This is a genomic window from Duganella violaceipulchra, from assembly GCF_019166075.1.
GTDB lineage: Bacteria > Pseudomonadota > Gammaproteobacteria > Burkholderiales > Burkholderiaceae_D > Rugamonas > Rugamonas violaceipulchra.
On sequence record NZ_JAHTGR010000023.1, the window covers coordinates 1 to 20260 of the forward strand.

General features: G+C 64.7%; 19 protein-coding genes and 4 tRNA genes. 11 read left to right on the forward strand and 12 right to left on the reverse strand.

The genetic code is table 11. The features are described 5' to 3' along the window. The first annotated feature begins 12 nt into the window (after positions 1-12). The 4 genes from KVP70_RS28950 to KVP70_RS28965 all read left to right on the forward strand — a co-directional run bounded on the left by KVP70_RS28950 (position 13) and on the right by KVP70_RS28965 (position 533). Positions 13-88: transfer RNA gene (locus tag KVP70_RS28950), tRNA-Ala, on the forward strand. Between the two features lie 22 nt (positions 89-110). Beyond that, positions 111-186 (forward strand) — tRNA-Glu (locus KVP70_RS28955). 152 nt (positions 187-338) lie between these two features. Continuing rightward, positions 339-414, forward strand: a tRNA-Glu gene (locus KVP70_RS28960). 43 nt (positions 415-457) lie between these two features. Next, positions 458-533: transfer RNA gene (locus tag KVP70_RS28965), tRNA-Glu, on the forward strand. A 44-nt stretch (positions 534-577) separates the two neighbouring features. Here the strand turns inward: KVP70_RS28965 and KVP70_RS28970 are convergent. The 3 genes from KVP70_RS28970 to KVP70_RS28980 all read right to left on the reverse strand — a co-directional run bounded on the left by KVP70_RS28970 (position 578) and on the right by KVP70_RS28980 (position 4215). Further along, positions 578-2605: a S8 family serine peptidase gene (locus tag KVP70_RS28970; protein ID WP_217945855.1), complete on the reverse strand. Its 2028-nt coding sequence runs from the start codon at positions 2603-2605 to the stop codon at positions 578-580. An 11-nt stretch (positions 2606-2616) separates the two neighbouring features. Continuing rightward, positions 2617-2910 (reverse strand): hypothetical protein, encoded by a 294-nt coding sequence (locus KVP70_RS28975; protein ID WP_217945856.1) that lies wholly within the window; start codon positions 2908-2910, stop codon positions 2617-2619. A gap of 93 nt (positions 2911-3003) precedes the next feature. Continuing rightward, on the reverse strand, positions 3004-4215 hold the full coding sequence (locus tag KVP70_RS28980; RefSeq protein WP_217945857.1) for a hypothetical protein: 1212 nt from the start codon (positions 4213-4215) through the stop codon (positions 3004-3006). A gap of 163 nt (positions 4216-4378) precedes the next feature. On the opposite strand from KVP70_RS28980, the gene earP reads away from it, so the two are divergent. The 4 genes from earP to KVP70_RS29000 all read left to right on the forward strand — a co-directional run bounded on the left by earP (position 4379) and on the right by KVP70_RS29000 (position 9167). Then, a complete protein-coding gene (gene earP / locus KVP70_RS28985) occupies positions 4379-5533 on the forward strand; it encodes an elongation factor P maturation arginine rhamnosyltransferase EarP (protein WP_217945858.1) in 1155 nt (384 codons plus the stop codon). 132 nt (positions 5534-5665) lie between these two features. After that, positions 5666-6241: an elongation factor P gene (locus KVP70_RS28990; protein WP_116988197.1), complete on the forward strand. Its 576-nt coding sequence runs from the start codon at positions 5666-5668 to the stop codon at positions 6239-6241. Between the two features lie 192 nt (positions 6242-6433). Beyond that, positions 6434-8041, forward strand: coding sequence for an amidase (locus tag KVP70_RS28995; protein WP_217945859.1), 1608 nt, complete (start codon positions 6434-6436; stop codon positions 8039-8041). A 109-nt stretch (positions 8042-8150) separates the two neighbouring features. Then, positions 8151-9167: an alpha/beta fold hydrolase gene (locus KVP70_RS29000; protein WP_217945860.1), complete on the forward strand. Its 1017-nt coding sequence runs from the start codon at positions 8151-8153 to the stop codon at positions 9165-9167. Here KVP70_RS29000 and KVP70_RS29005 read toward each other — a convergent pair. Genes KVP70_RS29005 through msrB form a run of 8 tightly spaced genes read right to left on the reverse strand, consistent with a single transcriptional unit; the run spans position 9160 to position 15832 of the window. Continuing rightward, positions 9160-9894, reverse strand: coding sequence for an ABC transporter ATP-binding protein (locus KVP70_RS29005; RefSeq protein WP_217945861.1), 735 nt, complete (start codon positions 9892-9894; stop codon positions 9160-9162). The two genes, KVP70_RS29000 and KVP70_RS29005, sit on opposite strands and share 8 nt — an antisense overlap. Continuing rightward, entirely contained in the window at positions 9884-10642 is a 759-nt protein-coding gene (locus tag KVP70_RS29010; protein WP_217945862.1) for an ABC transporter permease, read from the reverse strand. Before KVP70_RS29010 ends, KVP70_RS29005 begins: the two co-directional genes overlap by 11 nt. A gap of 9 nt (positions 10643-10651) precedes the next feature. After that, positions 10652-11110 carry a cupredoxin domain-containing protein gene (locus tag KVP70_RS29015; protein WP_229225168.1) on the reverse strand — a complete coding sequence of 153 codons (459 nt, stop codon included), beginning with the start codon at positions 11108-11110 and terminating at the stop codon, positions 10652-10654. Then, positions 11107-11691: an SCO family protein gene (locus KVP70_RS29020; protein WP_217945863.1), complete on the reverse strand. Its 585-nt coding sequence runs from the start codon at positions 11689-11691 to the stop codon at positions 11107-11109. The genes KVP70_RS29015 and KVP70_RS29020 overlap by 4 nt, the downstream gene beginning before the upstream one ends. Further along, positions 11688-12731, reverse strand: coding sequence for an ABC transporter substrate-binding protein (locus KVP70_RS29025; RefSeq protein WP_217945864.1), 1044 nt, complete (start codon positions 12729-12731; stop codon positions 11688-11690). Before KVP70_RS29025 ends, KVP70_RS29020 begins: the two co-directional genes overlap by 4 nt. 35 nt (positions 12732-12766) lie before the next feature. After that, positions 12767-13477, reverse strand: coding sequence for a peptide-methionine (S)-S-oxide reductase MsrA (msrA, locus tag KVP70_RS29030; RefSeq protein WP_217945865.1), 711 nt, complete (start codon positions 13475-13477; stop codon positions 12767-12769). Between the two features lie 15 nt (positions 13478-13492). After that, positions 13493-15322 carry a cytochrome c biogenesis protein DipZ gene (locus KVP70_RS29035; protein WP_217945866.1) on the reverse strand — a complete coding sequence of 610 codons (1830 nt, stop codon included), beginning with the start codon at positions 15320-15322 and terminating at the stop codon, positions 13493-13495. Positions 15323-15337: 15 nt separating this feature from the next. Beyond that, the gene (msrB, locus tag KVP70_RS29040) at positions 15338-15832 is read right to left on the reverse strand and encodes a peptide-methionine (R)-S-oxide reductase MsrB (RefSeq protein WP_217945867.1); all 495 of its coding nucleotides are present in this window, start codon (positions 15830-15832) and stop codon (positions 15338-15340) included. A 151-nt stretch (positions 15833-15983) separates the two neighbouring features. Here msrB and KVP70_RS29045 point away from each other — a divergent pair, with 151 nt between their 5' ends. Together KVP70_RS29045 and KVP70_RS29050 are read left to right on the forward strand one after the other, a co-directional pair. Further along, on the forward strand, positions 15984-16703 hold the full coding sequence (locus tag KVP70_RS29045) for a response regulator transcription factor (RefSeq protein WP_217945868.1): 720 nt from the start codon (positions 15984-15986) through the stop codon (positions 16701-16703). Next, complete coding sequence (locus KVP70_RS29050; protein WP_217945869.1) at positions 16700-18193, forward strand: HAMP domain-containing sensor histidine kinase; 1494 nt, start codon at positions 16700-16702, stop codon at positions 18191-18193. Before KVP70_RS29045 ends, KVP70_RS29050 begins: the two co-directional genes overlap by 4 nt. On the opposite strand, the gene KVP70_RS29055 is transcribed toward KVP70_RS29050, so the two are convergent. Then, positions 18190-18993, reverse strand: a complete 804-nt coding sequence (locus tag KVP70_RS29055; RefSeq protein ID WP_217945870.1) for an AraC family transcriptional regulator — start codon at positions 18991-18993, stop codon at positions 18190-18192. The genes KVP70_RS29050 and KVP70_RS29055 overlap by 4 nt on opposite strands. Before the next feature lie 61 nt (positions 18994-19054). Between KVP70_RS29055 and KVP70_RS29060 the strand changes: the two genes are divergently transcribed. Next, positions 19055-20260 (forward strand): MFS transporter, encoded by a 1206-nt coding sequence (locus KVP70_RS29060; RefSeq protein WP_217945871.1) that lies wholly within the window; start codon positions 19055-19057, stop codon positions 20258-20260.

Here is a 20260-nt window from a genome sequence, read left to right on the forward strand (position 1 = left end):
TTTCTGCGCCCGGGGGGTATAGCTCAGCTGGGAGAGCGCTTGCATGGCATGCAAGAGGTCAGCGGTTCGATCCCGCTTACCTCCACCATTAGCGCAGGAAGCACCGATATGTCCCCATCGTCTAGAGGCCTAGGACATCACCCTTTCACGGTGAGTACGGGGGTTCGAATCCCCCTGGGGACGCCAGCATTGCAAAAGCCGCCTTGAGCGGCTTTTTTGTTTTTGCAGCGTTTACGCGCTTGTTGTAAGCTCGACTATGTTTCGGGTTTTTCCTGTAAAAACAAGGGTTTGCTCTTGCCAAGCGCGAAGTTGACTGCTATGATTCGCGCCTTGGAAAAGTCCCCATCGTCTAGAGGCCTAGGACATCACCCTTTCACGGTGAGTACAGGGGTTCGAATCCCCTTGGGGACGCCAGTGTTTCAGGACTTTTCCAACAGGTCAGTACGGACAGATTTCTGTCCCCATCGTCTAGAGGCCTAGGACATCACCCTTTCACGGTGAGTACAGGGGTTCGAATCCCCTTGGGGACGCCAGTCATGCAAAAAGCCGCCTTGTGCGGCTTTTTGCATTTCAGTCGCTACCACATGATGGGGTTGTACGGCTGCGGCAGCGGGAAGCGCCCGACGTGCAGCTGCGGCCATTGCGTGCCGTAGGCAGCCAACTGCGCCGCCCGCGCCACGTCCAGCCCCAGCGGATCGTAGACCGCGCCGCCGCCCATCAAGCCACTCATGGCGTTGCCCATCGCGCCACCCAGCTGCGGCGCCGCCATCATCGGCGACATCACGCCGGCCTGCTGCGGCGCCACCTGCGCCGGCTGCTGGTTGGCCTGGTTCTGCAAGCCCACCGCCACCAGCACATCCGGCAAGCCGAAACCGGTGCGGCTCTGGTCGGCCAGGCTGACCCGGTGCGCGCTGGCGCGGATGATCTGGAACAGCCGCTCGACCCGCTCGGCCCCGCGCGCCTTGTACTGCGGCGATTGGAAGTCCGGGTGGTGCGCCAGGGTCAGCGCCGCCAGTCCGGTCACGTGCGGCGTCGCCATCGAGGTGCCGTCCCAGGCCGCGAAATTATTCGGCGGCACGCAGGATGTGATCGCCACGCCGGGCGCGCACACCGCCACCTGCGGACCGAAGCAGCTGAACTTGGCCGTGAAATAACCGTAGGCGTCGACATTCTGGTCCAGCGTCTGCGCGTGATAGCTGTCGGCCGGGAATTCGTCGAGCTTGCCCACCGCCGCCACCGCCAGCACGTTGGGCGACGAGGCAGGGTACTGCACCGCGCCGCCCGAATTGCCGGCCGCGACGATGCAGGCGATGCCGGCCCGCTTGGCGCGCACAATCTGCTGCTCCAGCGCCTCCGACACCTCGGCCCCGCCCAGGCTCAGGTTGACCACGTCGATCTGCTGGTCGATGCAGTATTCCAGCGCGTCGATCAACTGGCTGATCTGGCCGCCGGGGAAGAGCTTGCAGGCATGAACCTCGGCGTCCGGCGCAAAGCCGCGTATGCCCGAGGCGATGTCGGCCGCCGCGATCACGCCGGCGCAATGCGAGCCGTGGCCCAGTGTGTCCTGGTCCCAGCCGTCGGGATTGGTTTTCTTGTTCAGCACGTCGAAACCGGCCTTGATGCCTTTCAGGTTGGCGTGGGTGGTGGCGGCGCCGGAATCGATGATGGCGATCTTGATCCCCTGGCCGCGATAATTGCCGGGCAGCTGATCGAGCCGCATCGCCTTCTGCCCCCAGCCGTAGGCGCGCTGGCGCGGGAAGCCGGCCAGCGACGGCCAGTCCGACAGTGCGCGCAGCGTCACCACATTGGCTTCGTCGGTGCTGATGTCGGGGTCGCGCTGGTAGAAGCTCCAGTAGTCGGACTTGGGCTTGACGTACAGGCCGCGCACCGACTCCGGCGTCTCGCCGAACAGCGACAGCGTGACCTGGCCGTTGGCGTCGGTCACGCCGCTGGCCGGCAGCATGCTGCCAAACAGCGACACTTCCGCTTCCGGCTGCGGCGCGCCGTCCTTGCCGATCACGCTGATCACCGCGTTGAGCACCGGGCCGCCGCTGGTCGACATTACGCCGGTCACCATCGCCGGCTGGCGCAGCGCCGGGTCCATCAGGTTCAGGTGCTGGTCGTGTTCCACCAGCAGCCGGCCCTGGCCTTGCTGATGCAGCACGGCGGCCTTCTGTTCCGTCATGCGCGCCACCAGCACGCCTTGCGAGCCGCCCATGCCGTCGGCCAGCGCGCCGAGCACGGATTTCGGGCCGACCGTGTCGACCACTTCGATGTCGTTGCTGCTGCGCAGGGCCTGCTCCAGCGCCGAGAATTGCAGCGGCTGGAAACTCATGGCCTGCAAGCCGTCCGGTTGGCGCGGCGCGATCACATACTGCTTCTTGCGCGCCGAGATAGTGCGGCCAGCGCCGTTGGCGGTGCGTTTGCCGGGATCTCCGGCGGCATCGGCCGCCGCGTCGCCGCCAGCGGCGACCGGGCCGGCGCCGGCGCCGCTGGAGCCGCGCGTTGAGCGGCTGGTGTTGTCTGTGGAGCTGGCAGTTTCACCGCCGCCGGAAAGCGTGGAATCCGGGGACGACGAGACGCCATCGTTGGAAGGCTTGGGCATGGACTTTCCTTTCAAATCGGATCGGCCTGCTCGCGGTCGAAAAGCGACAGCGGCTGGTCCGGTTCTATCGTCAATTGGTGGGAGGGCGTGCCGGTGCTGCGGAAATGCAGCTCCAGCACGCGGGCTTTGTCGGGACTGATTTCCACGACCGCCGTATGCGGCTGGTCGTGCGGGCCGATGACGTCGACCACATTGATCTCGGGGTCGACGTCGGCCAGCGCCAGAAAATCGGCCAACGGCGCGCCGTCGGTGGCATGGATCAGATACCTGGCCTTCTTGGCTGGCGCGCCTTGGGTTTCAAACATAAGGGTCTCCTTGAAAAGTGCAGCGCCCTCCGCGGCCGCCGCCGTCGGAGGGCAGGGGCGGCGCCGCCGTCCGGTCAGCGCCTCAGCGCGCGGTCAATGCAGGGTTTGGCCGCCGCCATACAGCGCGGTGTTGCCGGCATTGGCCATTTGCGCCTGCTGCGTCAGCTGGGCCAGTTGCTGCTGCTGTTGCGCATACGCGGCCGTCACCGGATCTACGCCGAACGGCAACATGCCGCCCAGCTGCCCGGCGATGCCGCCGATGGTGTTGCCCAGTCCCGCATTGCCGAAGGCGCCACCGATCGCGCCGCCCAGCGGCTGCGCCACGCTCTTGATGATGTTGCCGAACCAGCCCTGCGGCGCCAGGCCTTGCAGCTGTTGCAGCTGCGCGTCCTGGGCTTGCTGCGCGTAGGCTTGCGTCACTGGATCGACGGCGAACGGCAGCATGTTGGCGATGTTGGGACCCGAGTAGCCGATGCCGGGGCTGCCGATGGGCCGGCTGAAGAAGGGCTGGTTGACGATGGGTGGGCTGATGATGCCGGTGTTGGCGCGGTTGCGCAGCAGGTCGCTGAAGAAGCCTTGCGGCGCCAGGCCTTGCGCTTGCAGCTGCGCCGCCTGCTGTGCATAGGCTTGCGCCACCGGATCGGCCGCGAAGGGCAGCATGCCGCCCAGCTGGCCGGCGATGCCGCCGATGGTGTTGCCGATCCCCGCATTGCCGAAGGCGCCGCCTATCATGCCGCCCAGCGGCTGCGCCACGCTCTTGATGATGTTGCCGAACCAGCCTTGCGGCGCCAGGCCTTGTGCTTGCAGCTGTTGTAGTTGTTGGAGCTGCGCTGCCTGCTGGGCGTAAGCCTGTTGCACCGGATCGGCCGCGAACGGCAGCATGCCGCCCAGCTGGCCGGCGATGCCACCGATGGTGTTGCCCAGGCCGGCGTTACCGAAAGCGCCGCCGATGGCGCCGCCCAGCGGTTGCGCCACACTCTTGATGATGTTGCCAAACCAGCCCTGTGGTGCGAGCTGGGCCTGTTGCAGTTGCTGCAGTTGCTGCAGTTGCTGTTGTTGTGCCTGTTGTGCGTAGGCGGCGGTCACCGGGTCGACGCCCAGTGGCAGGAAGGCGCCGCCGATGCCGCCGGCCGCCTGGCCGATCTGGTTGCCGAGATGGGAGTTGCCGAACAGCCCGCCGATGCCGCGGCCGATCAGTCCGCCCAGCGGTGCGCCCAGCAAGCTGCCAAAGAAGCCTTGCGGCGCCAGGCCGCCCAGTTGTTGCGGTGCTAGTTGTTGTGCATAGTACTGTTGATACTCGTTCATGACATCTCCTTGTTGTGGTTGCTATTGGCCAGCGCTGTCTGCGTGCCGCGTGCAGCTGCGCTGGAAGGGATTGGACTGGGCCTGTGAGCGGAAGTTTTGGTATTCTTGGTGGCCCCCGCGCGTTAATCAGGTATCATCCAGCCTCCTTTTTTTTCGACCTGCCATGAAAAAATTCCGCCGCCTCGATCTGTTCTGCCGTGTCGTCGACAACTACGGCGACATCGGCATCTGCTGGCGCCTGGCGCGCCAGCTGCGGCGCGAACACGACCTCGCCGTCACACTGTGGGTCGACGACCTGGCCAGCTTCCGCCGCATCTGCCCCGAGGTCGACACCGCCGCCGACCGCCAGCAGCTCGATGGCGTGCAGGTGCGCCACTGGCGCGACCAGGACGGCGTCTACACGCCGGCCGACGTGGCCGACATCGTCATCGAATTCTTCGCGGTCGACATCCCGCCCGGCTACATCGAGGCGATGGCGCGGTGCGAGCCGCGCCCGGTGTGGTTCAACCTGGAAGGCCTGACGGCCGAGGAGTGGGTCGAGGGCTGCCATCGTTTGACGTCGCCGCATCCGCGCCTGTCGCTGACCAAGCATTTCTTCTTCCCTGGCTTCACCGACAAGACCGGCGGCCTGCTGCGCGAAGCGGAGCTCGATGAACAGCGCCGCCAGTTCCAGTCCTCGCCGGCGGCGATGGCGGCGTTCCTGGCGCGCTTCGGCGTCACGCCGGCCGAGATGGCGGCCACCAAGGTCTCGCTGTTCTGCTACCCGCACGCGCCGGTGTCGGCGCTGCTGGACGTCTGGCGCCAGGGCGATACGGCCGTCACCTGCCTGGTGCCGGAAGGCGTGGCGGCCGAGTCGGTGCAAGCCTTCCTCGGCACCGAAGCCAAGGCCGGCGCCAGCGCCACCGACGGCGCGCTGACGGTGCGCGTGCTGCCGTTCGTGCCGCAGCCGGACTACGACAAGCTGCTGTGGGCCTGCGACCTGAACTTCGTGCGCGGCGAGGATTCCTTCGTGCGCGCGCAGTGGGCCGGCAAGCCCTTCGTCTGGCACATCTATCCGCAGGACGAAGACCTGCACCACCAGAAGCTGCGCGCCTTCCTGCAGCGCTACGCCAGGGAGCAGGCCGCGCTGGCCGAATTTTCGCTGCGCTGGAACGGCGCGCCGACGGCGGGCGAGGGCAGCGACTGGTCGTCGCTGTGGCAGGCGTTCGCGCGGCAGATGCCGGCGATGAGCGCGCGCGCTGCCGAGTGGCAGGGGGAAATGCTGGCCAACGGCGACCTGGCCACCAATCTGATGGCGTTTGCCGCCACGCTGAGATAGGCGGCGCGGGAAAAGCCGGGTATAATGCCGGGTTAATCTTTAGCGCATTTTTACCTGATCAACCGTGAGCTTTGGGCCTAGCACCTGGCGACAGATGATTTTTACGCAACCTACTTTTTACGTACACTCTCTATGAAACCTGCAAAAGAAATTCGTGTTGGCAACATCATCATGGTTGACAGCAAGCCTATGATCGTTCTGCGCTCCGACGTCAACGGTTCGAGCCGCACGGGCTTCACGTACAAATGGAAGATGAAGAATCTTCTGACCAACACCCCGATGGAAAACGTGTTCCGCGGCGACGACAAGTTCGACGTGGTGGTTCTGGACAAGAAGCCAGTGACCTACTCGTACTTCGCCGATCCGCTGTACGTGTTCATGGACACCGACTACGAGCAATACGAAATCGAAGAAGAAAACCTGGGCGAAGCGCTGAACTACCTGAAAGACGGTATGGAATGCGAAGCCGTGTTCTACGACGGCAAGGCGATCTCGGTTGAACTGCCAACCACCATCGCACGCCAGGTCGTGTACTCGGAGCCTGCGGTCAAGGGCAACACTTCGGGCAACGTCCTGAAGGAAGCCAAGATCGAAAACGCCATCGAAGCGCATCGCCACACCGTGCAAGTGCCGCTGTTCGTGAGCCAGGACGACGTCATCGAAATCGACACCCGTACCAACGAATACAAGCGTATCGTTCGTAACTAATCGGTTTATGTGCCTAAAAAGCACGCCCAAGCATGTTAAACACATGCCGGCGTGCTTTTTTTATTGGAAATTGGTAATTATTTGCTGATTTGTAATAATTTTTGTAGTGTAGGTGGCAACACGCTGATATATTTATGCAACGCAATAAATAGTGCGCATGGCTGATCAGTTCAAACCACTCACGAGGATGGCATGGATCGCAGGGAATTCGTTCGTATCGGCGTGGCGGCGGGTGCCGCGGCGGGCAGCAACCGGGTGCTGGCGGCGCCGGCGGGTGCGGCGCCCAAGCACGGTCCTGGCGGCATTCTCGACGCCGGCGTCTGGGAACAGCAGCAGATGATGGAGGCCGGCAAGCTGACCTCGCACTCGCTGACCTCGCAATACCTGGCCCGCATCAAGACCATCGACAAAGCCGGCCCCCGCCTCAACGCCATCATCGAAATCAATCCAGAAGCGCTGAAGATCGCGCTGGACATGGACCGCGAGCGCAACCTCAAGCGCGTGCGTGGTCCGTTGCACGGCATCCCCGTCCTCCTCAAAGACAACATCGCCACCGGCGACCGCATGAGCACCACCGCCGGCTCGCTGGCGCTGAACGGCATCCGCGCCGCGCGCGACGCCCACGTCGCAGCGCAGCTGCGCGCGGCAGGCGCCGTCATCATCGGCAAGACCAACCTCAGCGAATGGGCCAATATGCGCTCGACGCATTCGGTCAGCGGCTGGAGCGGGCGCGGTGGCCTGACCTTGAATCCATATTCGCTGGACCGCAACTGCAGCGGCTCCAGCTCCGGCTCGGGCGCGGCGATCGCGGCCGGCCTGGCCACGCTGGCGGTCGGCACCGAGACCGACGGCTCGATCGTGTCGCCGGCCTCGATCTGCGGCCTGGTCGGCATCAAGCCGACGCTGGGACTGGTGAGCCGCAGCGGCATCATCCCGATCGCCCACTCGCAGGACACGGCCGGCCCGATGGCGCGCAGCGTCGCCGACGCCGCGCTGATGCTGGCCGCGATGACCGGCGTCGACGCCCGGGACCCGGTCACACGGGAAGGCGCGGGCAAGGCCGGCGACTACCGTGCTGCGCTGGAGAAGGGCGGCTTGAAGGGCAAGCGCATCGGCGTGGCCCGCAACTTCTTCGGCACCAACGACGAGCTGGACGCGGTGATCGAAAAAGCGCTGCTGGACCTGAAGGCGCAGGGCGCGATCCTGGTCGACACCGAAGTGCCCAACATCAGCAAATACGGCGGCAGCGAGACCGAAGTGCTGCTGTACGAATTCAAGGCCGACCTGGCGGCCTACCTGAAGGAATACGCGCCGCACGCGCCGGTGTCCAACATGGCCGACGTCATCGCCTTCAACCAGAAAAACCACCAACAAGAGCTGCCATACTTCGGCCAGGAATACCTGGAGCGCGCGCAAGCGAAGGGCGATCTCGACACCCCTGCTTATCGCGTAGCGCTGGCCAACAACCAGCGCTACGCGCGCGCCGAAGGCATCGACCAGGTGATGCGCGAGCACCAGCTCGACGCGCTGGTGGCGCCGACCGGCGGCCCCGCCTGGCTGACCGACTTCATCAACGGCGACCATTTCGGCGGCAGCTTCTCGTCGCCGGCGGCGGTGGCGGGTTATCCGCACATCACCGTGCCGGCAGGATATGTGCATGGCCTGCCTGTAGGCCTATCCTTCGTCGGCGCCGCCTACAGCGAAGCCGTGCTGATCCGCATGGCGTACAGCTACGAGCAAGCCACGCTGCACCGCCGCGCCCCGCAATTCCCCGCCAGCGTCTCCCTCGCCGTCCGCTAAAAAGAGGGTCAAGTCTGACATTCGGACACGAGCACAACTGTAGTAAGATCGACAAGGTTGAGCACGTGTCCGAATGTCAGACTTGACCCCATTTTTAAGGATGAATTGAATGACCAAACCTATGTTTCGTCTTGCACTGCTGGCGTTGGCCGCCGGTGCGGTTTCCCCTGTGTTGGCGGCTTCCGCCGCGAAGAATGATGGCGGCCGCGCTTTTGCCAAGCCGCAGCAGCTGATCGATGTCGGTGGCCGCAAGATGAATCTGCACTGCAGCGGCGAGGGCGACACCACCGTGTTGTTCGACTCGCCTTCCGGTGACGCGGGTTGGGCGTGGTTCAAGGTGCAGCCGGAAGTGGCCAGGCACACGCGCGCCTGCGTGTTCGACCGCGCCGGCTACGGTTTCAGTGAACCCGCCGCGCGCCCCAATACGTCCGAGAACGTGGCCGAGGATCTGCACAAGCTGCTAGCCGGCGCCGGCGTCAAACCGCCGTATATCCTGGTCGGCAATTCGCTCGGCGGCGCCAATGTGCAGGTCTACACCTATCGCTATCCGGAGGAGGTCAAGGGCCTGGTGCTGGTCGAAGCGCAGCATGAAGACGAAACCAGCCGCCTCGATAAAGCCACCGACGGCAAGATCAAGCAGATCTACGGCATGGTCGAGCAGCAGAACCAGTATTGCCTGGCCGCTGCCAGCAAAGGCAAGGGCATCGCCGCCGGCAGCGAGCAGCAGAAGAACTGCATCGGCGATCCATCGACCTTCTTCGGCGCGGCACTGGGACCGGTGGTGCTGGCCCAAGAGCGCAAGCCGACCTACTGGCGCACCACGGTGGCGGAATGGAATGCGATGAAGGACAGCGACGAGCAGCTGCGCGCGCTACGCCGCCCGCTCGGTGACCTGCCGCTGGTGGTGCTGACGCGCGGCGTGAGCCCGTATGCGGTGCCGAACCAGCCGCAAAGCGCGCTGAATAAGGCGATGGAGGACGAGAACGTGGCGATCCAGAAGCAGATGGCCGCGCTGTCCACGCGCGGCACGCAGCGCATCGTGGCCGGCGCCGGCCACGGGATTCAGGCCGACAAGCCGGAAGCCGTGACCGAGGCCGTGCTGGAAGTGCTCAAGCAGGTCAAATAGTCACACCCAGTTCACGCAGGATCTGTTCCTTCATCTCCTGGAACTCGGGGCGGGACAGCTTGCGCGGATGCGGATGCGGCACGTCGAACGTCGCCTGTATCCGCGTCGGCCGCGGCGACAGCACCAGGATGCGGTCCGCCATGAACAGCGCTTCCTCCACATCGTGCGTGATCAGGATGACCGTGTGGCGTTCCTCGGAAAGGATGCGCAGCAGCTCGGTGCGCATCTTCAGGTTCATCAACGCGTCCAGTGCGGAGAAGGGTTCGTCCATGTACAGGATCTCCGGCTTGACCACGAAGGCCCGCGCCAGCTCCACCCGTTTCAACATGCCGCCCGACAGTTCGTGCGGATAGCTGTTCTCGAAACCCTTCAAGCCCACCATCTCCGCATAGTGATCGGCCAGCGCCGACTTGTCGCCATGGCCGTTGCCGGTCAGGCCGAACATCAGGTTCTGCTGCACCGTCAACCACGGGAACACCGAGCCATGCTGCGAGATCGCGATGCCCTTGGGGCTGGGCCCGCGCCGCACCACGCCATCGATGCGCACCTCGCCCTCGCTGGGCTGTTCGAAGCCGGCGATGATCTTCATCAGCGTCGACTTGCCGCAGCCGGACGGACCGACGATGGCGACGAATTCGCCGTCCTTCACATCCAGGCTGACGCCGCCGACCACCGGCAGGTCCTTGAAGTTTTTCTTGATATCGTTGACGACGATCTTAGCGTCCATAGCGCCACCTTACCGATTTGAGGCCTTCGAGTTTGCGCATCACCGCGTCCAGTACCAGGCCGATGATGCCGATGATGATCATACCGGCGATGACGAGGTCATAGCGGTTGCCGGCGTTGCGCGAGTCCATGATCAGGTAGCCCAGGCCGGAGCGCAGCGCGATCATCTCGGCCGCCACCACCACCAGCCACGCCACGCCCAGCGCGATGCGCATGCCGATGATAATCTCCGGCAGCACTGCAGGAATGATCACCTGCCGGAACAGCGTGGTCTTCGAGACGCCGAAGTTCTCCGCCGCCCGCAGGTAGCGCCGTTCGATGGTGTGCACGCCGGACGCGGTCTGCACGATCATCGGGAACACGGCGGCGATAAAGATCAGGAAGATCGGCGACAGGTTGCCCACGCCGAACCACAGGATCGCCAGCGGTATCCAGGCGATCGGCGAAATCGGCCGCAGGATCTGGAAGATGGGATTGAGCGTGATGTAGGCGCCGTCCACGCGGCCCATCCATAGCCCCAGCGGAATCGCCACCGCCGCCGCCAGTCCGAAGCCGGTGCCAACGCGGAACAGCGAGGCGCCGATATGCTCCCACAGCGTGCCGTCTTCGGCCAGCTCCAGCGTGCCGGTCACCACTTGCAGTGGCGTCGGGAAGATCACGCTCTCGGTCTGCACCACCACGATCCACCACAGGGCGATCAGCGCGGCCAGCACCGCCAGCGGCGGCAGGATTTTTTTGAGTTTTTCCATAACGTCCAATCAGGTTGAGAACATATGCGGCGCGCGCGCCCAGGCACGCAAGGCGCGCCACTTCAGGCGCGGCCAGCCGGTGCTTGGCATGGCGTCGACCACCACCCGCATTTGCCCGCTGGCGTGCGCGGTGCAGGCGAAGTCGTTGACGGAGACGGTTTCGAACGGCAGCCGGAAACTCTGGCCCGGCATGATCAGCACCGGCCCGAAAATCTGCGGCACGCTGTCCTTGTTGCGCAGCAGGAGCACGTCGTTCGCGCCTTGCGTCAGACGGATTTCGGCAGGCAGGATCTCCACCTTGTCGCCGGCCATGCGGCGCGCCCAGGTGCCGTTGGGGATTTCAAACAGCTCGTCGCGCGAGGGCAGGGCGAGCGGCGCCAGCGCGGCCCATGCGCATAGGGCCACAACACCGGTAGCGGCAAGGCCCAGCGCGATAACGGCCGGTTTGCGTAGACGCTGCGTACTCAATTCTTCAACAGCAGCGTAGCGTCATGCACCACATCGGCGGCGGTGCGCCCGAACGGCAGCAGCGCGCGCAAGCTTCCCTTGCGGTCCACGAAGTACAGGTACGAGGAATGGCCGACGGTGTAATCGGTCTTGCTACCGTCGATCATCTTCTTGGTCGCGGTGATGCCGTAGTCCTGGCGCACACGCGCCATCTGCTGTGGTGTGCCGGTGGCGCCGATGAAGGTCGGGTCGAAGGCGCGCAGATAGTTCCGCATGCGCTCGGGCGTGTCGCGCTCGGGATCGACAGTGACGTAGATGACCTGCAGCTGGCTGGCCTGCCCGCCCATCTGCCGGCGCGCCTCCGCCAGCATCCCCAGCGACACCGGGCACACATCCACGCACGAGGTGTAGCCGAATTCCAGCAGCACCAGCTTGCCCCGGTACTGGCTCAGTTTCAGCTCCTTGCCGTCCGAGCCGCGCACCGTGAAGTCGGGCGCCATGCGCGGTGGATCGAATACGCCGGCCTTCAAGCCGAGGGTATCGGCGGCTTGCGCGCCGAACGCGATCGACATCGCCAGTAACGCTACGCTCCACTTGCTCATATGTTGATGGCCACCGGCTTGATGGCCTTGACGAAGCTCTCGTCCACGTAGGACTCGTAGGCGATGGGGTGCTTGATGGTGCCGGCTTCGATCGACAACTGCATCAACTCGTCGAACTCGGCGCGTATCATGCGCAGGTCGCCGTAGGTCACGCGGTCGGCCGGGTTCTGCATCACGAAGCGCAGGATGTTCGGGTCCTGGTTGAAGTACTTGCGGCCGGCGGCGATGGTGATCGCCTTCTCGCGGCTGGCCGGCGTGGAATCGAGCCAGCTGCCGGCGGCCTGCACGTAGTTGACCAGCTCCTGCACCAGCGGGCGATTTTCCTTGATCAGTTCTTCACGTACCGTCAGCACGCAGCAGATGTAGTTGCGCCATTCGTCGCGCGTCATCGCCAGCGGACGGGCGTAGCCAGCGCGCTGCGCGGCGGCGCCGAAAGGCTCGCCGGTGCAGTAGCCGTCCACCGCCTTGGCGTACAGCGCGGCCGGCATGTCTGGCGGCGCCATCTCGACGATCTCGATATCCTTGGGCGTCATCTTCTCGCGCGCCAGCATTTTGCGCAGGAACAGGAAGTCCACCGCGAAGCGGCTTGGTATGGCGATGCGCTTGCCGCGCAGGTCGGAGAATTTTTTATGCGTGGAGTCGGTGCGCACCATGATGACGGCGCCCGAACGGTGGCCCAGCGAGACGATCTTGACGGGGATGCGCTTGTCGGCCAGGTCCATCACCAGTGGCGCCAACATGTAGGCGGCCTGGATGCGGCCTGTCATCAGCGATTCCTTGACCTCGGGCCAGCCGTTGTATTTGCTGTATTCGAAGCCACGAGGCAGGGCGCCCGGTTTGCCCGCCGCTGCGGCCTTCGCCATGCAGGCCACCGGCAGCGTCAGATTACAGGTGACGGGCAAGCCTCCGACCTGGATTGGCGCGTCGGCCGCGCGCGCATTGGATGGCAAAATCAGCGCCGGCGCTGCGGCGGACAATAGCCCTCCCAGCAACCGGCGGCGCAGCGGTGAATCGGGGGAGGGATCGTCTCTGGTATCCATGGCGCTTGGCCGCATAGTATTTTGCTGTAATTGTACTACAGCCCCTTGCGGACCAGCACCGGGTCGGCGCGATACACATCCGGCGCGATACGCTTGAGATTCTCGACCTTCGGCAGGTCGTTGAAGGCGATGTACGGATGGCTGGGGTGCAGCGTCAGGAAGTTCTGGTGATAGGTCTCGGCCGGATAGAAGGTCTTGTCCATTTCGATCCTGGTCGCCAGCGGTTTCTTGAATACGTGCGCGGCATCCAGTTGGGCGATGTACTTTTCCGCCACACTGCGCTGAACCGGCGTTTGCGGGAAGATCGCCGAACGGTATTGCGTGCCGCTGTCCGGCCCCTGGCGATTGAGCTCCGTCGGATTGTGCGCCACCGAGAAGAAGACCTGCAGCAGCTTGCCGTAGCTGACCTGCGCCGGATCGTAGGTGATCTTGACGCTTTCCGCGTGGCCGGTGTCGCCGCCGCTGACGGCGTCGTAGTTGGCGTTGCGGCTGTCGCCGCCGGCATAGCCTGAAACGGCGTTGGTCACGCCCTTCACGTGCTGGAACACGCCCTGCACGCCCCAGAAGCAGCCGCCGGCAAAGACGGCGGTGGCTGTGTGTCCGGAGGCCGGTTCATCGACCGCCGGCGGTGCGATCACCACTGCGACTTCCGCCGATTCCGCCGGCTGCTGCCACAACGCCACGCCGAAGATGGCTGCGCCGACCAGCGCCGCTGGGCCGCCCCAGTTTTTCAGGATTTTTTTCATGATGTGCTCTCCGTTTCAACCAAAGGTAAAGGCGTAAGCTTGCACGCCGGGATCGAGGAATTCGATACTGAAGGTGCGGTCGGCGATGCTGCCGGACTGCCGCACCAGCTGATACAAACGCTGGCCGGTGATGGTGCCGCTGCCGTCGGCGGCGACGTCGGTGCCATGACTGGCCCCTGGCGCTGCGCCGTCTACCGTCACGCGGAAGCGCACTGGTTTTCCATTCTTGGCGGGACCGAGCACCAGGTGCAGGTCGCGCGCATGGAAGCGGTAGACGATACGGCCGGTGCCCTGGCTGAGCGTTACCTGGTCCGGCTGCGACAGCCAGTTCCCGGCCAAGCCCCATTGATTCAGCGCCGGCTGCGACGGTGCGGTGTAGCTGCGCGCCTTGTCCGCAGCCTGTCCTTCCGGCGAGGCGAAGTTCTGCGCGCGCTCGTAGCCCAGGTAGGTTTCCGGCGAAGCCACCTGGCCCATGTCGGCTGCCTGCTGCACACCCTTGGCGTCTTCCGCGCTGACCACCGTGTTGGCGACGTCCTTGCGGCCTGCTTCTTCCAGCAGCTGCTGGATCACCTGCTCGGACTGGGCGTATTCGCCTTCGCCGAAATGGTGATGGCGGCTTTGGCCCTTGGCGTCGATGAAGTAGTGCGCCGGCCAGTACTGGTTGCCGAAGGCGCGCCAGATGGCGTAATCGTTATCGACGGCGACAGGGTAGGTGATGCCGAGATCCTTGATCGCTTTGCGGACGTTGCCGATATCGCGTTCGAAGGCGAATTCGGGAGCGTGCACGCCGATCACCACCAGGCCCTGGTCGCGATATTTTTCCGCCCAGGCTTTCAGGTAAGGCATGGTGCGCAGGCAGTTGATACAGGAGTAGGTCCAGAAGTCGACCAGCACCACTTTGCCTTTCAGTTGGGCCGCGGTCAGCGGCGCGGAGTTCAGCCAGTCGACGGCGCCGGTCAGCGGCGGCAGCTTGCCTTCCACCGGGAGCGTGTCATCGGCCGGCGGCGTGGCGTGCATCGCCATCAGGGCCGGCCCCTTGCCTGTCATCGCGGTGCGCGACATCATCGCACCGCCGGCCATCATCGCGCCGCCTTGCGGTTCGCGGGGCGACAGCTTGTCGATCAGTTTCTGCTCCAGACCCGCCGTCGCCACGGTCGACACCCGCGTCAACAGCCCGGTATCGAGCCCGCTGGCGATCGCCGCCACGCCACCCAGCATGGCCACGCCCAAGACGCGCCGTATCCATTCGCCCGCGCCCAACGAACGCTTCATCGCACTGAAGACCTTACCACCGATGAGCAGCGCCAACGCCAACGAAGTCGCCGCGCCAGCCGCATAGGCCAACAGCAGCAGCGTAGTCCCTGCACTGGCGCCGTTCAACGCCGCGCCGGTCAGCACCAGGCCGAGCACCGGACCTGCGCAGGGCGCCCACAGCAGACCCGTCGCAATCCCGAGCAGGAATGACGCCCGCGCTCCGGACCATGCACCGTCGCCAGCCGCAGCATCCGATGCCTGCGCCTTGCTGGACAGCTTGTCGCCCAGCGCCACCAGCGGCTTGGTCAGGCGATCCGCCAGATGCGGCAGCATCAAAGTCAGCCCGAAGAAAGCCATCAGCGCCATCGCCAGCCAGCGTCCATACTGGTTGGCCTGCACCACCCAACCGCCGCCGACAGCCGCCAACGTCGCCACCAGCGCGAAGGTCAGCGCCATCCCGGCCAGCATCGGCAGCCCGCTGCGCACAAACGGCTGCCCGGTGCGCGCAAACACAAACGGCAGCACCGGCAAAATGCACGGGCTGACGATGGTCAGCGCGCCGCCCAGATAGGAAAGGAGTATCAACAACATGACGATCAACCTCCGTTAAGCCGCGCCGGGCGTGAAGGTCAGCGCCAAGCCGTCGATGCAATAACGCAGGCCTGTCGGTTCCGGGCCATCGTCGAACACATCGCCCAGATGCCCGCCGCAGTGGCGGCACTGCACCTCGGCGCCACGGAAACCCAGCGATGTCGTGCGGCTGGTGTAGACGCCGCGTTCCAGCGGCTTCCAGAAACTGGGCCAACCGGTGCCGCTATCGAACTTGGTCGCGGACGAGAACAGCGGATTCTGGCAGCCGGCACAGAAGAATTTACCGGCGCGATGCTCCTTGTAGAGCGGACTGCTGAACGGCCGCTCCGTGCCGCCGCGCCGCAGAATCTCATACTGCGCAGGCGAGAGCAGGGCGCGCCATTCGGCGTCCGTGTGGCTTACTTCCCAGGCCGGAGTCGGCGCGGCATGGGCGGCGCGCCATTTTAAAGCTGCGGCGCTTGCCATCAGGGCGGCGCCGCTAGTCAGGAGAAATTTGCGTCTGGAAGTCATAAGAACTCCATAAAGTGGAATGTCGATGCAGCCATTGTGGCCGGGAAGGGCTGGCGAAATCCTCACGTAAACTTCAATTAAATGTGATACTTTCCAAGGCAGGAATCCCGCACAATGGCGGCACCCAGACTCTTACCCGGCCCGACTGACTATGGATTTACCAAAAAAACGCGTCCTGATCGTTGAGGATGATATGCCCATCGCCGACCTACTGCGACTGCATTTGCAGGACGAAGGCTATCAGGTCACCCACTGCGCCGACGGCAACCAGGGCCTGGCCCAGCTGCGCACCGGCGGCTGGGACGCGCTGATCCTCGACCTGATGCTGCCCGGCGTGGACGGACTGGAGATCTGTCGTCAGGCGCGGGCGATGGCGACCTACACCCCCATCATCATCACCAGCGCCCGCTCCAGCGAAGTGCACCGCATCCTGGGCTTGGAGCTGGGCGCGGACGACTATCTGGTCAAGCCGTTCTCGGTGCTGGAGCTGGTGGCGCGCGTCAAGGCGCTGCTGCGCCGCGCCGACGCCATGGCCCGCAACCAGCGCAACGAATCCGGCGCGCTGGAGCTGAACGGCGTGCGCCTCGATCCTTTGACCCGGCAAGCCCAGGTCGAAGGCCGCCCGCTGGACCTGACGCCGCGTGAATTCGACCTGCTGTACTTCTTCGTCAAGCACCCCGAAAAAGTGTTCTCGCGACTGGACCTGCTCAACCAGGTCTGGGGCTACCAGCACGACGGCTACGAGCACACGGTCAACACCCACATCAATCGGCTGCGCGCCAAGATCGAAACCGATCCCGCCGATCCGGCCCGCATCCTGACCGTGTGGGGCAAGGGCTACCGCTTTGCCAACGGCGGGCCTGCGGAATGAACCTGAGCCTTTCCCAGCGGCTGTCGCTGGTGTTCTCGGTGCTGCTGCTGGCGTGCTGCGGCGCGTCCGCGTGGTTGCAGATCCGCGCCAACATCATGCATGAGAAGGAAGTGGTGCAGGGCCTGTCGCGCGGACTGGCGCGCAGCATCGCGCTCGACGCGCAGCTGATGCATGCGAACAGCGATCCCGCGCCAGCGCCCGGCGTACCGGCCAGTGTGGGCCTCGGTCCCGAAACGGTACGCCGCCTGTTCGGCCAGCTGATGGTGGTCAATCCCAACGTCGAGGTCTACCTGCTGGACATGGACGGCTGCATCGTCGGCCACGCCGCGCCGGCCGGCCACCTGAAGCGCGACCATGTGAACCTTGAACCGATCCGCCGCCTGCTGGACAAGCAGCCCTTGCCGATCCAGGGCGACGATCCGCGCAGCGACAGCGGCCGCAAGGTGTTCAGCGCGGCCGTGCTGCGCATGGACGAGCGCAAGGTCGGCTACATCTACGTCATCTTGCAGAGCGAGGAGCACGACCGCCTCGCCGCCCGCGCCACCGCCAGCTCGGTGCTGCGCACCACCTTGTGGTCGATGGCGATCGTGGCCTTGCTAGGCCTGCTGGCCGGCCTGGTTGCCTTCCGCCTGATCACACGGCCATTGCATCGCCTGGCCGCGACCATGCGCCAGCTCGACACCAAGGCCGAGCAGCTGGTGCTGCCGCCGCCCAATGCCGGCGGGCGGCGCGACGAGATCGCGATCCTGGAGCGCACCTATGGCGAAATGGCGGAGCGCATCAACGAACAATGGCAGACCATGCGCCAGCTGGATCACGAACGTCGCGAAGTGGTGGCGAACATTTCGCACGACCTGCGCACGCCGCTTGGCTCGCTGCACGGCTACCTGGAGACTTTGTCGCTGAAGGATGAAACGCTGGACGCGGCGAGTCGCCAGCATTACCTCGGCATCGCGCTGGCGCAGAGCCGCAAGGTGGGACGCCTGGCGCAGGCTTTGTTCGAGCTGGCGCGCCTGGAGCACGGCGCGGTGGAGCCGGAGATTGAAGCCTTTTCGCTCAGCGATCTGATACAGGACGTGTTCCAAAAATTCGAGCTGCGCGCCGAGGAAAAGCAACTGCACCTGAACGCCGTGCTGCCCCATCCTGCGCCGATGGTGCGCGCGGACTTGGGCATGATCGAGCGCGTGCTGACCAACCTGTTGGACAACGCGATCCGCCATACGCCGCCCGGCGGCAACGTCGAGATCACGGTGGAGCCGGGTGGGCAAAGTCACGTCCGCATCACCGTCGGCGATACCGGTCCAGGCATCCCTGCGGACATGGAGGACGTGCTGTTTCGCCGCCCGTTCGCGCTGCGCGGCGAACACAGGGAAGGAGGCTTGGGACTGCTGATCGTCAGCCGCATCCTGCAACTGCACGACAGCAGCATCGAATTGATCCGCGTGCCTCAACGCGGCGCCGTCTTCCGTTTTGCTCTGCCGATGGCTTAAGCTGGCTGCAACGGCGCGCGCCAGCTGTTCAGATAATGCTGCGGCGTCTTGCCGAGTATGCGGCGGAACATCGCGCTGAACGCGCTCGGACTGGCATAGCCCAGCGCCGCCGCGATCTCGCCCACGCTGTCGCCGCGCGCCAAGCGGCCGAACGCCTCGGCCAGATGCACCTGTTGCACCCACTGGCGGTAGTGCAGCCCAGTCTCCTTGGGGAACAGGCGTATCAAGGTGCGCGCGCTGGCGCCGGCTTCAGCGGCCCAGTCCTCGATAGTGCGCGGGCTACCGGGATCGTCCACGATGGCTTCGCACACGGCCAGCAGGCGCCGGTCGCGCGGCCAGGGGATCGCGATCGGCACCGTCTCCGCCGCCGCCAGTTCGGACAGGATCAGCATCGCCAGATGTTCACCGCGCCCGGGCAACGGATATTCGATCGGCTCGTCCAACAGCGACAGTATCAGCTCGCGCAGCAGCGGGCTGACTTCGATCACGCGGCAGCTGTCGCCGAATGCCTGCGCCGTTGCGGCCTCGATGTAAATGGTCCGCATCGTCACGCGGCTCAGCGAGGTCCATTGATGCACCACGCCGGGCGGGATGAATAGCGCGCGGCGCGGCGGCAGTATCCATACGCCGAAGGCGGTCTTCACCTTCATCAGTCCTTCGGTGGCATATAGCAGCTGCGCGCGCTCGTGGCTGTGCGGGGGCGCCGATACACCGTGCACGGCGTCTCGGGCCATCGCCGTTACCACGCGTGGCACGCGCTGATAATCGCGATGGTCGCCGCTGCGTTGGAGAGCTTTCATTGTCACTTATTCGACGAAAAATGGAATAGATCAGGTTTTCGACCATATTACACTGGCTGGCATGAATACATCCACACTAGCTCCCGTCAGTCGCCCGCACGGCGACACTGTTATCTCCATCCTTGGCGCCGTCGCCCTGGTCCATCTGCTGAACGACCTGACGCAGGCGATGCTGCCGTCGATCTACCCGATGCTGAAGGCGCAGTTCGGCCTGACGTTCACACAGGTCGGCCTGATCACGCTGGTTTTCCAGTGCACCGCCTCACTGCTGCAACCATGGATAGGCCTGTACACCGACCGTCGCCCGATGCCATTTCTGCTGCCGCTGGGGATGGTCGCCACGCTGATCGGCGTGCTGATGATGTCCGTCGCCGGCAGCTTCCCGGCCTTGCTGATCGCGGCCGCGTTGATCGGCGTCGGTTCCTCGACCTTCCACCCGGAGGCTTCGCGCGTGGCGCGCATCGCCTCGGGTGGGCGGTTTGGTTTTGCGCAATCGCTGTTCCAGGTCGGCGGCAATGTCGGCTCGGCGCTTGGGCCCTTGCTGGCTGCGGCCATCATTATCGGCCGGGGGCAGGGCAATATCGCCTGGTTCGCGTTGCTGGTGGTGGTGGCGATTGCGGTGCTGGTGCGCGTCGGCCGCTGGCACAGCGCGCACCTGGCCGGACTTCCGCGCAAGGCCGCATCGCATGCCGTATCGCCTTTAACTAAAGCCCGCGTTTATGGCGCGCTGACGGTGCTGGCGCTGCTGGTCTTCTCCAAGTACGCCTACATGTCCAGTTTGAGCAGCTACTACACCTTCTACCTGATCGATAAATTCGGCTTGTCGGTATCGTCGGCGCAGCTGTATCTGTTCCTGTTTTTGGCGGCGGTGGCGGCGGGCACTTTCATGGGTGGGCCGATCGGCGATCGTATTGGCCGCAAGCGCGTGATCTGGATCTCGATCCTCGGCGCGGCGCCGTTCACGCTGATGCTGCCTTACGTCGGCCTGTTCTGGACGGCCGTGCTGTCGGTGGTGATCGGCTTCGTGATCTCGTCGGCGTTTTCGGCCATCGTGGTGTTCGCGCAGGAGCTCATGCCGGGCAAGGTCGGCATGATTGCGGGGATCTTCTTTGGATTGATGTTTGGCGTGAGCGGCATCGGCGCCGCCGCCATGGGGCATATCGCCGACGTAGCCGGCATCGCCTATGTGTACAAACTGTGTTCGTTCCTGCCGCTGCTGGGCATCCTGACGGTGCTGCTGCCGCATATCGAGCAGCCGCACCGTTAA

Excerpts from the sequence above, each read along its gene's own strand:
- KVP70_RS28975 (WP_217945856.1), bottom strand. The coding sequence starts at position 2,910 with ATGTTTGAAACCCAAGGCGCGCCAGCCAAGAAGGCCAGGTATCTGATC.
- KVP70_RS29055 (WP_217945870.1), bottom strand. The coding sequence starts at position 18,993 with ATGAAAGCTCTCCAACGCAGCGGCGACCATCGCGATTATCAGCGCGTG.
- KVP70_RS29060 (WP_217945871.1), top strand. The coding sequence starts at position 19,055 with ATGAATACATCCACACTAGCTCCCGTCAGTCGCCCGCACGGCGACACT.
- KVP70_RS29005 (WP_217945861.1), bottom strand. The coding sequence starts at position 9,894 with ATGGACGCTAAGATCGTCGTCAACGATATCAAGAAAAACTTCAAGGAC.
- KVP70_RS29010 (WP_217945862.1), bottom strand. The coding sequence starts at position 10,642 with ATGGAAAAACTCAAAAAAATCCTGCCGCCGCTGGCGGTGCTGGCCGCG.
- KVP70_RS28970 (WP_217945855.1), bottom strand. The coding sequence starts at position 2,605 with ATGCCCAAGCCTTCCAACGATGGCGTCTCGTCGTCCCCGGATTCCACG.
- KVP70_RS29035 (WP_217945866.1), bottom strand. The coding sequence starts at position 15,322 with ATGTTGTTGATACTCCTTTCCTATCTGGGCGGCGCGCTGACCATCGTC.
- KVP70_RS28995 (WP_217945859.1), top strand. The coding sequence starts at position 6,434 with ATGGATCGCAGGGAATTCGTTCGTATCGGCGTGGCGGCGGGTGCCGCG.
- KVP70_RS29025 (WP_217945864.1), bottom strand. The coding sequence starts at position 12,731 with ATGGATACCAGAGACGATCCCTCCCCCGATTCACCGCTGCGCCGCCGG.
- KVP70_RS29020 (WP_217945863.1), bottom strand. The coding sequence starts at position 11,691 with ATGAGCAAGTGGAGCGTAGCGTTACTGGCGATGTCGATCGCGTTCGGC.
- KVP70_RS28980 (WP_217945857.1), bottom strand. The coding sequence starts at position 4,215 with ATGAACGAGTATCAACAGTACTATGCACAACAACTAGCACCGCAACAA.
- earP (WP_217945858.1), top strand. The coding sequence starts at position 4,379 with ATGAAAAAATTCCGCCGCCTCGATCTGTTCTGCCGTGTCGTCGACAAC.
- KVP70_RS29000 (WP_217945860.1), top strand. The coding sequence starts at position 8,151 with ATGACCAAACCTATGTTTCGTCTTGCACTGCTGGCGTTGGCCGCCGGT.
- KVP70_RS29045 (WP_217945868.1), top strand. The coding sequence starts at position 15,984 with ATGGATTTACCAAAAAAACGCGTCCTGATCGTTGAGGATGATATGCCC.
- msrB (WP_217945867.1), bottom strand. The coding sequence starts at position 15,832 with ATGACTTCCAGACGCAAATTTCTCCTGACTAGCGGCGCCGCCCTGATG.
- KVP70_RS28990 (WP_116988197.1), top strand. The coding sequence starts at position 5,666 with ATGAAACCTGCAAAAGAAATTCGTGTTGGCAACATCATCATGGTTGAC.
- KVP70_RS29050 (WP_217945869.1), top strand. The coding sequence starts at position 16,700 with ATGAACCTGAGCCTTTCCCAGCGGCTGTCGCTGGTGTTCTCGGTGCTG.
- msrA (WP_217945865.1), bottom strand. The coding sequence starts at position 13,477 with ATGAAAAAAATCCTGAAAAACTGGGGCGGCCCAGCGGCGCTGGTCGGC.